Here is a 14,721-nt window from a genome sequence, read left to right as displayed (position 1 = left end):
ATCTCTCGTATTTAGAAGTTAATAGGGAGGCGTTATGTTGAATAACAAAGTAGGAACGCTTAGTCTGCTTGCCTGCATAGGCGCGATTCTCTTCAGCTTAGTTATGAACCCAGCACGTGTAGAAGCTGCTGAAGTTATCGTGGACAACAGTGCTACGACAGGTATCACAACCGTTGGGACATGGAGCACCTCGACATCAGCTGCAGGTTTCTACGGAACCAACTATGCGCATGATGGAAACACGAGCAAAGGATCGAAGTCCATCACGTTTACCCCAACGTTGACCGAATCGGGTAACTATGATGTCTACATGCGATGGAATTCCTCCGCCAATCGTGCTTCCAACGTGCCGGTTGATATTTCGTATAATGGCGGCAGTACGACACTTACTATGAACCAACGTTCGAACGGTGGTGACGTATGGAATTTCGTCGGTCGTTATGCTTTCGTTTCAGGAACGAGCGGCTATGTTCGAATTCGGAATGACAGTACGGATGGCTTTGTTATAGCGGATGCTGTGCGTTTTGTGAAAGCGCCATCGGCACCTACAGGAACCACATACGCGCCCAGTGGCTCACTTATTTTTCATTCAGGCTTTGAATCCGGTTCTACCGGAGCAACAAGTGCATCTTGTATAACGGATATAACGGGTACAGATACTTCAGTTACTTCCCCGAATGATTGGGTAACTCATCTCGATGGATATTCGAAGTTCGGCTCATTCAGCATTCAGTATCAAGGAACGGACTGCTTAGACCGCAATGCGAGCATCGTAACCGATCCAACGAATTCCGGGAATAAGGTCATGAAGTATTGGCTGGGAAGTGTTGGCGATGACATTACGAAGGGCCGAGTTCAAGCCAATCTGTATAGCAATACCAGTACATTGACTGAGATTTACTATTCATTCCGGTTTTATCTCGACCCTGATGTGGAGCTTATCAAGCAAATTCCTGATCCAGTGAGTTGGTTTACGCTCGCAGAGTTTTGGAATCAGCCTAGTTGGACCACCGGCACGGTCTATCCCTATCGGGTTAGCCTTAATCTGACCAAAGCAGCGGGCGGCGCATCCAGTCAGAAGTTCTATTTTCAGGTCAAAGGGCAGCGTACCCCAATAACAGATTCCGAAGATGAAGCGGATTTTGATACGGTGTGGTTACAGGATAATCGGAATTTTATCGTACCTACGGGGCAATGGTTGACTGGGGAAATCTATTACAAGCAAGGGAATGCGACCACAGGCAGATTTTATATGGCCATTACGCCTGCTGGGGGCTCCAAGCAAGTTATTTTTGATGTGACGAATTGGACCTACGATCCAGATAACCTTACACCAGCTGGGTTGACACATTTTAATCCGTTTAAGTTGTACACGGGCAAATCAACCGTGAACTTTGTTCGAGATCATAGTGGCGCCATCGAAGTCCTATGGGACGATGTCGCGTTCTGGCCGTCTATGAACTGATAGGCTAAATAGAAGAGGCTGTCTCAAAAGTCGATCTTGACTTTTTGAAACAGCTCTTTTTTCGTCAATGACCTTTGCATAATGAACCTGCTTTCTATGCTTCATCTACTTCATCTGCATCTCCTACTCCTACTCCTACTCCTACTCCTACTCCTCTACCCCTCTACTCCCTTTGCTTCCCGCAATCTAACTGGATTTTCTCCATCTATTTGAAGCGTATTTCTAGGATTCGAAAGGTTAGCTGTATTTCTTGTAGTTAAATCACTTCGATTTGCTCGTTTTATCAAATTCCATATAAATTAGCTGTGGTTTTTCCATCTAATTATGCAAACAGGTCAAATTCGGACAAATTAGCTGTAGTTTATCCATCTAAACACGTATCGGAAGCCACCATGCGTTCGCCCGCTATTAACCGACCTCATGATGGGATATCCGGCGCACTACCAGCTACGACAACAATCAAATTTGATTGTTGTTCCTAAACTCAGATGTCGTTACGCCGACCTTAGCACGGAACACACGGCTAAGGTACGAGCCGTTCTCATACCCGCAACGCGCAGCGATCGCTTCCAACGTCTCGTTGGTTTCAAGCAGCCTACGCTTGACTTCCTCCAGCCGCAGCTTCGTGGCGTATTCCACGGGCACAGTCCCGTACTCCAAACGGAAACGGCGGGTTAGTTCAGAAGGCTTGATCCCAAGTTTTGCAGCAATATCCTGCATGTGAATCTCACCGAAGAGATGCCTATGTATGTGACCAGCGGCCTGTTGCATGAGAGGGTCGGTACTTTTTTTACGGCTTTGCGCGTATTGTCTCTCCAAATCACACAAATGTAGAATATCCATCAACATGTGATTCGCTATTGTCGTCATATGGGAGCTCGTCCCCGATGATTGCCAAGTTTTGCGAAGATAAGCATAGGTTGAGGCTAGCCGGTTAACATCGCCAATACTCACTTTACCTACGGGAAGTGTAGGGAAATATGGATTACTTTCCATAACGGAGGTGAAGGAGAGGAGGTGAAACGTAATTTCTCCCAACGATTTTCGCTTAAAAAGAGTGCCAGGCGGGATGCACACCAAATCCCCGAAAGAAGCTCTGCCGGAGATCTCACCGACCGCATAATCGAACGAACCCGACTCTACGCCAAGTATGACGTAATATTTATGTATTTCTTGACTTTTAATAAAGCCAGGCTGCGGCCCGGCGTAAGTATATATGTTCAATTCAAACGAAGGATTGTACAACACGTTCACCTCATTTTGCTCATAAATAGGTTATCTCGAGTGTACCATGATTCAATGGTTTCGTCAGAGGCAACACGCTAAAAAAAGTACAGCAAATATATAAAATACGTGCATATCCTTGGCAAACCACTGCCTGTAAGATGAAAGTAAGAGATCTCATTGCAGGAGTTAAATGTCGGATTCATGCATGATCCGATTACGCAATTCATCTGAATCATACAAGGAGTGGTGAACCTAAATGAGCACGATCGAACTAGGAGAACTGGTACAAACTGTTGAAGCAAATCCAACTGCCGCAAGATCAAGAATAAAACAATCGATTATAGACACAGACATCCACGCATCGGCTCCGCGAGAGCACATGTTGTCTTACCTGCCACGAATATATCGCGAGCAGGTGTCCACATTCGGATGGCGTATGCCATCGCAAGGAGGCATGTATCTAAACGGAGGGACTAGGGGCTCGATGCAAGATGTGCAATATGTGGATGATGGGACAGAAGACAGCCATTTGAAGCATTTGCAGAAGCATCATTTAGATCGATACAATCTGGAATACGGCATACTTACAGGCGCAGAATACGATGTACATGGCACACCTGATACTGATTTTGCAGCGGCTGTATGTTCTGCGCATAACGACTACTATGCAGAGAGATACCTATCCCGGGATAGCAGGCTGAAAGGGTCGATTCTCATTCCCAAACAGGACCCCATCCTTGCTGCAAAAGAAATCGATCGGCTGGGCAGCCACCCTGGCATGGTTCAGGCTATCGTCTCGAACGGTGCTCAGAAGCCATATGGCCAACGATTTTATCACCCGATTTATGAAGCGTGTGTACGTCATAATCTGCCTTTTACAATCCATGTCAGTATGGAGGGGCTAGGGATTAATAATCCGCCGACTGGTGCCGGACACGTAACTAGCTATATTGAATACAGAGCAGCCCGTGCTCAAATCATGATGGCCCACATGGCAAGCTTTATTTTTGAAGGCGTTTTCGAGAAATTCCCGACCTTGAAAGTAGTTATGATGGAAGCCGGGATGCTTTGGATCGCCCCGCTCATCTGGAGGCTAGATCAGGATTGGAAAGCGCTGCGTCATCAGACACCGTGGGTAAAAGAACCGCCTAGCGAGTATTATCGCAAGCATTTCAAGGTCACTTCACAGCCGCTGGAGCTGCCGCCGAAAATGGAACTGTTCCAACCGATGATGGAGGCCATTTTTGCCAAGACGAATCTGATGTTTGCGAGTGATTTTCCACATTGGGACTTTGATTCACCGATGCACGCTTTTCCGAAGCTGGCGAACGAGACGTGGGAGCGTATTTTTTATCAAAATGCCGCAGAATTGTACGGTTTGCCACAGCGTAAAACAGGAGGAGTCACAGCATGAATCGTTATGTGGTAGGGACTATTGCTGAGTTGAAGCCGGGATCGAAGAAGATCATCGAAGCAGGTGGACGAAGCGTCGGGGTTTACAATCTGGGCGGGGAGTATTTCGCGATTCGCAATCTGTGTCCACATCAGAGTGCTTCGTTATGCGAAGGCATCACGACATCATTCCTTACATCGAAGGGGCCAGGTGAGGAATTTTGTTTTGAGCGTGAAGGAGAAATCGTGAGGTGCCCTTGGCATTTCTGGGAGTTCGACATCAAGACAGGGCGGATGATCGTGGATCCGAAAACACGCACAAAGACGTATGATGTTTCTGTCGAAAAATATGACGTGTCCGTTGAAGAGGAATACATTATTGTTCACATGTAAAATAAGATGAGAATGACCCACCAGCTTCCCATGAAGCTGGTTTTTTACCCTACTTCTGTTGGCATTTTTTCCTTTTATTGCATAAATTTCACCCATTCAACAAACAATTGAATACAATTGGAATTTGGCATCGCAAAAAGGAGGATTCATCGTGTTAGATTGGCTTGAAATTGTTTTACGGACATTTTTATCAATTGTGGTGCTTTTCCTGATGACTAAGCTGTTGGGTAAAAGGCAAGTGACCCAGCTTTCCTTCTTCGAATACATAACCGGGATTTCCATTGGTAATCTCGCGGCGTATATATCGTTGGACACGGATACGAAATGGTATCTAGGATTGGTCGCTATTGGGGTATGGGTGACTTGTACGTTAGGTATTGAATTTCTGCAGCTAAAAAGTAAAAAAATGCGGGATTTCATTGATAGCAAAGGGACAATCCTCATTAGAGATGGTAAAGTCATGGAAGATAATTTAAAGAAAGAACGCCTAACCTCTGATGAGCTTATGGAGCAACTGCGCAAAAGATCGGTATTTAAAGTGGCCGATGTGGAATTTGCCATTATGGAACCAAGCGGAGAAATTAATGTCCTCTTAACGCGCGAGAATCAACCGCTGACGCCCAAACATTTAGGTGTCCAGGTTGCGCCAGAAAAGGAGCCACAGGCAGTAATTATGGATGGTGTAATAATGGACGAACCTTTGGCTACTCTAGGTTTTAGCCGGGGATGGTTGAATACGGAGTTAGTTAAAATAGGTGTCACGGTCGAAAATGTATTTCTAGGTCAAGTGGATTCCTACGGCCAATTGTTTGTTGACTTGTATGATGACAAGATCAACGTCCCTGTGCCACAGGAGAAAGCGGCGTTATTTGCAACCTTAAAACAATGCGAAGGCGATTTAATGTTGTATGGACTGACCACGAATAATAAAAAGGCTAAAGAAATGTACGAGCAGACCTCGAAGCAAATGGAGGAAATCATTGCACAACTGAAACCGATCCTTAAACGTTGATGTGAAGTTGGACTAGACATGTGCCACAACTAGGCTTTAAGCCATCTTGACAGCTCACGAAACAGGTGTGAAAATGGGAATAGGTAAGATTAGGAAAAACAAAATAACGATAAAGTGAGTGATCGCGATGATGGATCGGCTGGAGCTGGATACCGGACAATCGCATACAATCCTCTTTTTTAAAAAGGGACCGAATGGAAGCTAACAACTTCCGTACGGTCCCTTTCTTTTGGTAAAGCGAGAAAGGAAAGGAGTCTGAGTTGATCATGGCGATGGTATCCAAACAGCAGGAAAGCAGCCTAGAAGCGACTCCTGTTTTATTAAACGGGGAGCAATTGATACCGGAGTTAGTCGCGGCGGTTGTTTATGACAATGTGCCCGTCGAATTAGATGAGCAGGCACTCAGGCGTGTGATCGCGTGCCGCAAAATGGTGGATGAACTGGTCGCTGCTGGCAAAGTAGTCTACGGGGTCACGACGGGCTTCGGCAAATTCAGCGATGTGACGATTTCCCCACAAGACGCTGCGCAGCTGCAGGTTAACCTGATCCGCAGCCATGCCTGCGCTGTCGGCAACCCGCTCCCGGAACCGACGGTTCGTGCATTGATGATGCTGCGCGCCAACGCACTGGCTAAAGGCCATTCCGGCATCCGCTCAGCAACGCTGCAGTTATTAATCGACTGCATCAATCGTGGTGTACACCCAGTCGTGCCAGAGCAAGGCTCGCTTGGTGCTAGCGGAGACTTGGCTCCGCTGTCTCATTTGGCACTAGTGTTGATGGGCGAGGGGGAGGCGTTTTACCATGGTGAACGCATGTCGGGTGAGAAAGCGCTTGCGTTGGCAGGGCTCAAACCGATTAGCTTGCAGGCCAAAGAGGGGCTAGCGCTAATTAACGGCACCCAAATCATGACGTCTATCGGTACGTTGGCACTCATCCAATCACTTCGATTAGCGAAAATCGCCGATGTGATTGCATCCCTAACGGTCGAATGCTTGCGCGGCATTCCGGATGCTTTTGCAGATGAGGTGCAGCAGGTTCGACCGTATCCGGAACAAATCGGCGTAGCGAAAAATCTGTGCAGCTTGCTGCGAGGCAGCAAGTTGACGACACGCCAAGGTGAGCTTCGCGTACAGGATGCGTATTCACTGCGCTGCTTACCGCAAGTACATGGGGCTACTCGCCAAGTGCTAGCTTATGTGCAGGATAAGCTTGCAATTGAAATGAACTCCGCGACGGATAATCCCTTGTTATTCGTGGAGAAGGGTCTCGTCATCTCCGGCGGTAATTTCCATGGGCAGCCGATCGCATTTGCTATGGATTTTCTGAAAATTGGCATGAGCGAGCTCGCTAACATTTCTGAACGTCGTACCGAACGACTGGTTAATCCAGCATTATCGGGGGGACTGCCTGCTTTTTTGAGCCATAATCCAGGAGTGTGCTCTGGTATGATGATCACGCAATATGTAAGTGCATCAATTGTTTCGGAAAATAAAGTGCTCGCTCATCCGTCCAGCGTGGACTCGATCCCCTCCTCGGCGAATCAAGAGGATCATGTGTCGATGGGAACAACAGCAGCACGCCATGCCGCACAGGTCATCAGCAACGTGTCCAAGGTGCTGGCTATCGAGTTGATTTGTGCAGCTGAAGCCGCCGAATTTGTGGGAGCTGAGGGGCTTGCTCCAGCGACAAGGGTTCTGTACGACAAGCTGCGGGCGCTCGTGCCTCCGGTTGTGGAAGACCGATCGACTTCCCGTGATATCGAAAACGTGGCAACGGCTTTGCTGGAAGGCGAGTGGCTGCAAGCAGTGGAGGCAGTGGCTGGAACGCTTTTTTGACGAATAAGAGTAACTTAGAAGGAGATCACTTATGACGAATTCTAATCCTCACAAACGAGTAATTCACGCTCCTCGGGGAACAGAACTGTCCTGCAAAGGGTGGGTTCAGGAAGCAGCTATGCGCATGCTGATGAACAATCTTGACCCGGAGGTGGCAGAACGACCGGAAGATCTCGTCGTCTACGGCGGTATCGGCAAAGCGGCTCGCAACTGGCCTTCCTACGATGCCATCATTCGGGAATTGCAGCGCCTGGAAAGCAATGAAACGCTGCTGATCCAATCCGGCAAGCCGGTAGGGGTTTTCAAAACCCATGAACGAGCACCACGAGTGCTGCTTTCGAACTCAGTACTTGTGCCGAAGTGGGCGAATTGGGAGCACTTTCGTGAGCTGGAGCAAAAGGGGCTGATGATGTACGGGCAAATGACGGCGGGCAGCTGGATTTACATCGGGACGCAGGGCATTTTGCAAGGGACATATGAAACCTTTGCTGAAGCAGCTCGCCAACATACTGGCGGTTCACTCAAAGGCACTTTGACGTTGACCGCAGGCCTTGGCGGCATGGGAGGCGCTCAGCCGTTAGCTGTCACGATGAATGAGGGTGTCGTCATCGCGGTCGAAGTTGACCGAACTCGCATTGAGCGCCGAATCCAAACTCGATATTGTGATGTGCTGGCGGAAACGTTCGATGAAGCGCTATTGCTAGCTACTAGAGCAATGGAAGACAATAAGGCGCTAGCCATTGGTCTTCTGGGGAACGCAGCGGAAATATTCCCCGAATTCGTGCGGCGGGGTGTTAAGCCGCATTTTGTTACAGACCAAACGTCGGCTCATGATCCGTTGATCGGCTATATACCAGTTGGTTTTACGTTGGACGAAGCAGCTGCATTGCGTGAGAAGGATCCCGAGCAATATGTGAACATTTCCAAAAGCAGTATGGCCACTCATGTGCAAGCGATGCTCGATCTGCAACAAATGGGCTCCGTTGTTTTTGATTATGGCAACAATATTCGTCAAGTCGCCTTCGACCAAGGAGTAACGAATGCTTTCGATTTTCCAGGCTTCGTTCCAGCCTATATTCGTCCACTTTTTTGTGAAGGCAAAGGACCGTTCCGTTGGGTAGCACTCTCCGGTGATCCGGAAGATATTCGCAAAACAGACGAACTTGTGATGAAGCTGTTTCCGGAAAATGATCACCTGCGTCGCTGGATTACGATGGCGAGTGAGCGAGTGGCCTTCCAAGGACTCCCAGCGCGAATCTGCTGGCTCGGCTATGGTGAGCGTGAAAGATTCGGTCTCGCACTGAACGAAATGGTGAGAAATGGCGAATTAAAAGCTCCGATTGTCATCGGTCGCGATCATTTAGATTGCGGCTCCGTGGCTTCGCCTAACCGTGAAACGGAAGCGATGAAGGACGGTTCTGACGCCGTTGGCGATTGGGCGATCTTGAATGCGCTGATTAACACGTCAGCAGGCGCATCATGGGTTTCTGTCCATCATGGCGGAGGCGTAGGTATGGGCTACTCGCTGCACGCAGGGATGGTGATCGTAGCGGATGGGACGGATGAGGCAGATGAGCGCCTACGCAGTGTGCTTACCAGCGATCCCGGTATGGGTGTGATCCGCCATGTAGATGCAGGTTATGATGAGGCGATTGAAACTGCGGAAGGGCATGGGATTCGCATCCCTATGCGTGAGCAGGGACAGTGAAGGAGGAGTGAGGCGATGGAACGGATTGATTTGCTCATGACAGGGATCGGCCAATTGGTCACCCCTCCAGGAAATGTACCGCGCTGCGGGCAGCAGATGAAGGAAGTTCGTGTTATCACGGATGCAGCAGTCGCCATACGTGAAGGAAGAATCGTCACATTCGGTCCTGTCGAACTTGTTCTGGAGCGTCTGACAGACATCGAAGTTACAGAAATAGTGGACGTTGGCGGACGTATGGTTACGCCAGGATTGATTGATCCGCACACTCATCTCGTTCACGGCGGTTCCCGTGAGCATGAGCTGGCATTGAAGCGGTCTGGTGTTTCGTATTTGGATATTTTGGCACAAGGAGGCGGCATTCTTAGCACTGTGCAAAGTACGCGGACCGCATCGGAACAAGAGTTATATACGAGAGCACGTAGAAGCCTGAACGAAATGCTGTTGCAGGGCGTCACGACAATTGAAGCGAAAAGCGGCTATGGTCTTTCCGTGGAAGATGAATTGAAGCAATTACGCGTGGCCAAACAGTTGAACGATACACATACGATTGATATCGTTTCTACGTTTATGGGCGCGCATGCGGTACCTCTGGCGTATAAAGGTCGGACTGAGGACTACGTTGATCTCGTCATTAATGAAATGCTTCCCATGGTGGCTGAACAAGGGCTTGCTGAATTCTGTGACGTGTTTTGTGAGCAAGGTGTTTTTTCTGTGGAGCAGTCACGCCGTATTCTGATGAAAGGAAGGGAATGTGGTTTGATTCCGAAGCTGCACGCAGATGAAATAGAACCGCTTGGCGGTGCAGAGCTGGCGGGCGAAGTCGGTGCGATTTCCGCTGAACATTTGCTGGCAGCAACGGATAAAGGGTTGGCCGCCATGGCTGAGCATGGTGTGATTCCAGTGCTCTTACCCGGCACATCGTTCAACCTAGGTTTGGCGAGACATGCGCGTGCACGCGACATGATCGATACCTATGAACTGCCGGTGTCGCTGTCTACGGACTATAACCCGGGCTCCTGTCCAACCGAGTCGATCCAACTGATCATCATGCTGGCTTCTCTGAACTTGAAAATGACACCTGAGGAGATTCTGACCGCTTGTACTATCAACGCAGCGAACGCGCTGGGACGCGGCGATGATATTGGATCGATTGAGGTAGGGAAGCGAGCGGATTTAACGATATTTGATGCACCAAATCTCGCTTATCTGCCATATCATTTCGGAATTAACCATACGTTTGGTGTCATCAAAAACGGCAAGGTCAGCGTATGGGACCGTAAGCTAACGACGAATAAGGAGGAGGCTGGGCAATGAGCCATGAGATCCCATATCTCAAACCGCCAGATCAAGCTGTGTTCAGAGATCACATGGAAACCAAGGTTGCTCATTGGATTCGCCAATGGGATGGCCAAGAGCAGCTGCTTGCAGGAATCATTGGCATCCCCTTGTCTAAGTCGTCTATTTCGCATTCAGGCGCTTCGACGACACCTGCGGCGATTCGTGCCGCGTTCAAGTCGTTTACTACATACTCGATGGAGTATGGTGTTGACTTGCAAGCGCTAGCTGTTCGTGACCTAGGCGATATCCAAATGCATGTGACAGATATCGCGGAATGTCATCGCCGCATCGAGGAAAGCTTGCGCGCGCTGTATACTGACATGCCAGGTTTGATTCCGATCATCTTTGGTGGTGATCATTCCACAAGCTGCCCGTCAATCAAAGCCTTCGCCAATCGGTATGCTGGACAGAAGGTGGGAATCCTTCATTTTGATGCCCACCATGATGTCCGCAATTTTGAGGACGGTGGCGTCACCAATGGTACGCCGTTCCGTGGAATCCTCGAATCCGGTGTGGTCGAGGGACACCATATCGTACAAATCGGTATTCGTGGCTTTATGAATTCGAAGCCGTACCATGACTACGTAAAGAGTAAAGGCGTACATGTCTATACGTCACGTGATATTCGGCGGATGGGGATGGATGCGGTGCTCGACCAGGCCATTCAGCTAGCGGGAAATGAGACGGATGCGCTGTATGTGAGCTTCGATGTTGACGTCATCGATCAGGCCTACGCCCCGGGGTGCCCAGCGATCGGTACTGGCGGGATGCATCCGTGGGATGCGCTGGATGCGCTCTATCGACTTGGAACGCTGCCGCAGGTGCAGGGACTAGACTTCGTCTGCATAGATCCGACCGTGGATGTGCGGAATATGACCTCGCGTCTAGCTGTGCAGTTCATGCTAAGCTTCTTGGCAGGACTCGCAGAGCGCCCGTTATCTTTTCGTAAGGTATAAGTCTGGTTATATACTGAAAAAGCTGCTAGTTCCTATGTCGTTGGAGCTCGCAGCTTTTTCAATTGGCGGCGATGCCCGTGATTGTTCCTATCCCATCATCCCAATAGGCAGTTGTCTAAAACATACTTCGTCATTTCTTGAATCTGAGTGAGCAATATGTGACAATGGGAGAGGCGAATCAGGCATACATAAAAAAGATGGATTTTTGAAGGAGGATAAATGACATGTTAAAAACAATGAAGCTTGGAACTAGTACGTTAGAAGTTCCAGTTATTGCCGTAGGTTGTATGCGAATTAACTCATTGGACAAGCTCGAAGCAGAACGCTTCGTACAAGGAGCTATGGATATCGGAGCTAATTTCTTCGACCATGCGGATATATACGGTGGCGGTACTTGTGAGGAAATTTTCGCAGATGCCATTCATATGAACGATGATGTGCGTGAGAAGATTATTCTGCAATCCAAATGTGGAATTCGCAAAGGGATGTTCGACTTCTCCAAGGAGCATATTCTGGAATCCGTGGATGCGATTTTGAAAAGACTCAAAACGGATTACTTGGATATTCTGCTTTTGCATCGTCCGGATACGTTAGTAGAGCCCGATGAGGTCGCTGAAGCTTTTGACCGACTTGAAAGTACGGGGAAAGTAAGACATTTTGGTGTTTCAAATCAGACGCCACGACAAATTCAATTATTGAAAAAATCAGTTAAACAGCCACTTGTCGCGAATCAGTTGCAGTTAAGTATCACGAACGCTACGATGATTTCGAATGGGATCAATGTGAATATGCTTAATGATTCTGCCGTGGACCGTGACGGTGGTATCTTGGACTACTGCCGCTTGAACGATATTACCATTCAGCCATGGTCACCGTTCCAGTATGGATTCTTCGAAGGTGTATTCCTCGGAAACGAGAAGTTCCCAGAGCTGAATAAGAAGATTGATGAAATTGCGGCGAAATATGAGGTGTCCAATACGACGATCGCGATTGCCTGGATTCTACGCCATCCAGCACATATGCAGCCGGTTACGGGGACAATGAATATCAATCGCCTAATTGATTGTGCGAAAGCTAGCGATGTCCATCTGACGCGTCAAGAATGGTATGAGATTTATCGTGCCGCTGGGAATGTTCTTCCTTAGTAGATAGAGTTTGAGAAAAAGCGTTCACTCCGATGGAGTGGACGTTTTTTTTTCGAAGTAAAACCAAAAAAACATAAACACTCTCCATCATTTTAATAAAAAAGACCATCATTTCCTCTCAGGGAACTGATGGTCCTTTTTATTACTCTACATGCAAGGTATGATGATTAGTAATCGTATCAAGTAATGTCTGAACATAGGCATCAATACTGAACCACCGTGTATCGATCGTAACAGAGACTTTATTTTCAACCATGTTAATCGCTTCTCTAGGATGCAGTAGATCATATCTAGGGCTATACATTTCGGTGAATGGCGGCAAATCAGCTCGACCCATGGGAGCAATTGGTATTGCACCAAGCAGTTGCGCCTCATAGAGGGCTAGGGTCAGACTACCGCCGATCGTGACGGACACGGCAGCGGTTGCTTTTGATAATAGTTGATAATACTCCGCATGTGGCAGTCTTCCGACTTCGATGCCCAATTCTCTCCACATGGCAACTGGATAGTGAGAAAGAGGTGTTACAGGCGAAGCCACAACGACTCTGTAGCCTAATTCCATGAATTCAAATGCCATTCGAACAGACAGATAAGGTTGATAGAATTCATTCATTCGACCTGGGAAAACAACTAGCTTTTCTCGTTCATCGGAAGATTGGATTCCGTTTAAGGTGGCATTCACATAGTCGTGGTCATAAGGAAAGCCAGCTGCAATGACTTCAACTTGAGAGCCTGGAGCTAGGCATCGTTTCCCCCAAGGTACCATGCTGGGATTCGTATAGAAAATGGCTTTTAAAGACGGATGATGAAAAATCCATAAGGATGCCAAGTCTAAAACATTTGTGAAAGGATTCCAGACATCATGCTCTTGAATATAAATGTGTTTCGGTACAGGATCGGCTTCTTTAATCATATCAAACAGGGTGAAACGTGTAATCAAAACGGGATGATTGGGGTCATCGGGAAGATTGGGAGAAAATGCATAAGGCACTCCCGCGGCATCAAGTCCTTTTTTTAAACCACTGAGGTAATTGGGATACCACGCTGTTTGATCATTTTCGTCGACGAGCACATGTAACATAATAAATTGGCCTCCATGTGAACTATGTATTGAATCTATAAGCAAAATATATCATATTATAATTCGAATATCATTTATATCATGACTTCTAACTTAAGTAAGCAGGTAAGTTGAGAATCGTGAATAATGTCAGGACGGTGAAGCAATCATGGTAGCAAGGAACGAACGTATTTTCTTAGAGTCCGGCAGGGTTCGTGACGATATTCCCCATGAACGAGAAGTTATTTATGTGGGACGTAATGGTCAGAAGGTAGAACGGATTCGGGTGGAAATAGAGGGTGCCATGATTAGTTTTATTTTTAAGCCCTTAACGAATTTTCCGAATAAAGGTAAAGAGTTATGGGTTCAAGAACATATTAATTATCGAATTCCCGAGGTACGTGTTCCCCGAATTTTGTACAGCGCTCATGCGATTGAAGCGGAAAAAGAGTGGATGGTTTTTGAAGATCTGGGTGAGCTGGAACATAGCTTCCGCGCGGACATGCTGATCAAAGCGTCGGAGCTCATGCCGTATTGGCATCTCTTGCCTACATCACTTTTACCTCAGGCATATGAAGGTCATTCACCTAAAATAATAGAAATTCAACGTTTTATCCAAGCCAAGGATGAACAAATAAAGCAATTATGGCTTCGGCATGGTTTTTTAGATGAACATTTGACCTACTTTCTTGCACAACTTCTTCCCTATGAGCATCTTGATAGTGAAACAGTCATTTCCCATGGTGATTTGTATCCGTTAAACTTAGCGGAAGTGGATAATCAATTTTTCATTTTCGACTGGGAGTACATCCATGTAAATAGTGTGTTCTGGGATCTTTATAGCTTGATGGACATTACGAGCCCGCAATATAGCCGTTTGGTTATTCAACAGGAACCACGGGTAGGCATCATTGAAAGATACATAGCTGTTCGCACGAAGCTGCAATTTCCAACAAGGGAAGGCTTTATTCGTGATTATCATATCTTTAGTGCTTTGTACTCGATGTGGTTATTGCTGTTAATTGAAGATGACATCGCACAAGAAAAGTTTGAAAAAACAGCTCTTGAACGGCAATACAACGAAACTCTTGAAATATTCAGAATTGTTCTGGGTTTTTTAATAGACACAAGTGGACAAAATTTTTAAAAAAACTGCAAAATTCGACAGAATTGCTTTATAATGAAGAGAC

General features: G+C 47.3%; 12 protein-coding genes. 10 read left to right on the top strand and 2 right to left on the bottom strand.

The window, feature by feature from the left end:
• Positions 1-34 precede the first annotated feature (34 nt).
• Positions 35-1,465, top strand: a complete 1,431-nt coding sequence (locus AC58QM_RS07100; protein ID WP_497282538.1) for a golvesin C-terminal-like domain-containing protein — start codon at positions 35-37, stop codon at positions 1,463-1,465.
• A 459-nt stretch (positions 1,466-1,924) separates the two neighbouring features.
• Here AC58QM_RS07100 and AC58QM_RS07095 read toward each other — a convergent pair whose 3' ends face one another.
• The gene (locus AC58QM_RS07095) at positions 1,925-2,710 is read right to left on the bottom strand and encodes a helix-turn-helix domain-containing protein (RefSeq protein ID WP_497282536.1); all 786 of its coding nucleotides are present in this window, start codon (positions 2,708-2,710) and stop codon (positions 1,925-1,927) included.
• A 238-nt stretch (positions 2,711-2,948) separates the two neighbouring features.
• On the opposite strand from AC58QM_RS07095, the gene AC58QM_RS07090 reads away from it, so the two are divergent.
• From AC58QM_RS07090 to AC58QM_RS07055, 8 genes are all read left to right on the top strand, one after another.
• Positions 2,949-4,106, top strand: a complete 1,158-nt coding sequence (locus AC58QM_RS07090; RefSeq protein ID WP_497282534.1) for an amidohydrolase family protein — start codon at positions 2,949-2,951, stop codon at positions 4,104-4,106.
• Positions 4,103-4,477, top strand: a complete 375-nt coding sequence (locus AC58QM_RS07085; protein WP_497282532.1) for a Rieske (2Fe-2S) protein — start codon at positions 4,103-4,105, stop codon at positions 4,475-4,477. The genes AC58QM_RS07090 and AC58QM_RS07085 overlap by 4 nt, the downstream gene beginning before the upstream one ends.
• Before the next feature lie 151 nt (positions 4,478-4,628).
• On the top strand, positions 4,629-5,489 hold the full coding sequence (locus tag AC58QM_RS07080; RefSeq protein ID WP_497282531.1) for a DUF421 domain-containing protein: 861 nt from the start codon (positions 4,629-4,631) through the stop codon (positions 5,487-5,489).
• A gap of 272 nt (positions 5,490-5,761) precedes the next feature.
• Positions 5,762-7,324 (top strand): histidine ammonia-lyase, encoded by a 1,563-nt coding sequence (hutH, locus tag AC58QM_RS07075; protein ID WP_497282782.1) that lies wholly within the window; start codon positions 5,762-5,764, stop codon positions 7,322-7,324.
• A 31-nt stretch (positions 7,325-7,355) separates the two neighbouring features.
• The gene (hutU, locus tag AC58QM_RS07070; protein WP_497282530.1) at positions 7,356-9,032 is read left to right on the top strand and encodes a urocanate hydratase; all 1,677 of its coding nucleotides are present in this window, start codon (positions 7,356-7,358) and stop codon (positions 9,030-9,032) included.
• 15 nt (positions 9,033-9,047) lie between these two features.
• Positions 9,048-10,346: an imidazolonepropionase gene (gene hutI, locus AC58QM_RS07065; RefSeq protein WP_497282528.1), complete on the top strand. Its 1,299-nt coding sequence runs from the start codon at positions 9,048-9,050 to the stop codon at positions 10,344-10,346.
• Positions 10,343-11,326 (top strand): formimidoylglutamase, encoded by a 984-nt coding sequence (hutG, locus tag AC58QM_RS07060; RefSeq protein ID WP_497282526.1) that lies wholly within the window; start codon positions 10,343-10,345, stop codon positions 11,324-11,326. Before hutI ends, hutG begins: the two co-directional genes overlap by 4 nt.
• 224 nt (positions 11,327-11,550) lie before the next feature.
• Positions 11,551-12,471, top strand: coding sequence for an aldo/keto reductase (locus tag AC58QM_RS07055; protein WP_497282524.1), 921 nt, complete (start codon positions 11,551-11,553; stop codon positions 12,469-12,471).
• 142 nt (positions 12,472-12,613) lie between these two features.
• Here AC58QM_RS07055 and AC58QM_RS07050 read toward each other — a convergent pair whose 3' ends face one another.
• Positions 12,614-13,552, bottom strand: a complete 939-nt coding sequence (locus AC58QM_RS07050) for a hypothetical protein (protein ID WP_497282523.1) — start codon at positions 13,550-13,552, stop codon at positions 12,614-12,616.
• Between the two features lie 148 nt (positions 13,553-13,700).
• On the opposite strand from AC58QM_RS07050, the gene AC58QM_RS07045 reads away from it, so the two are divergent.
• On the top strand, positions 13,701-14,678 hold the full coding sequence (locus AC58QM_RS07045) for a phosphotransferase (RefSeq protein ID WP_497282521.1): 978 nt from the start codon (positions 13,701-13,703) through the stop codon (positions 14,676-14,678).
• The last annotated feature ends 43 nt before the right edge of the window (positions 14,679-14,721 follow it).

The organism is Paenibacillus sp. J22P165 (assembly GCF_059692015.1).
This window is presented reverse-complemented; position numbering and strand designations above follow the sequence as displayed.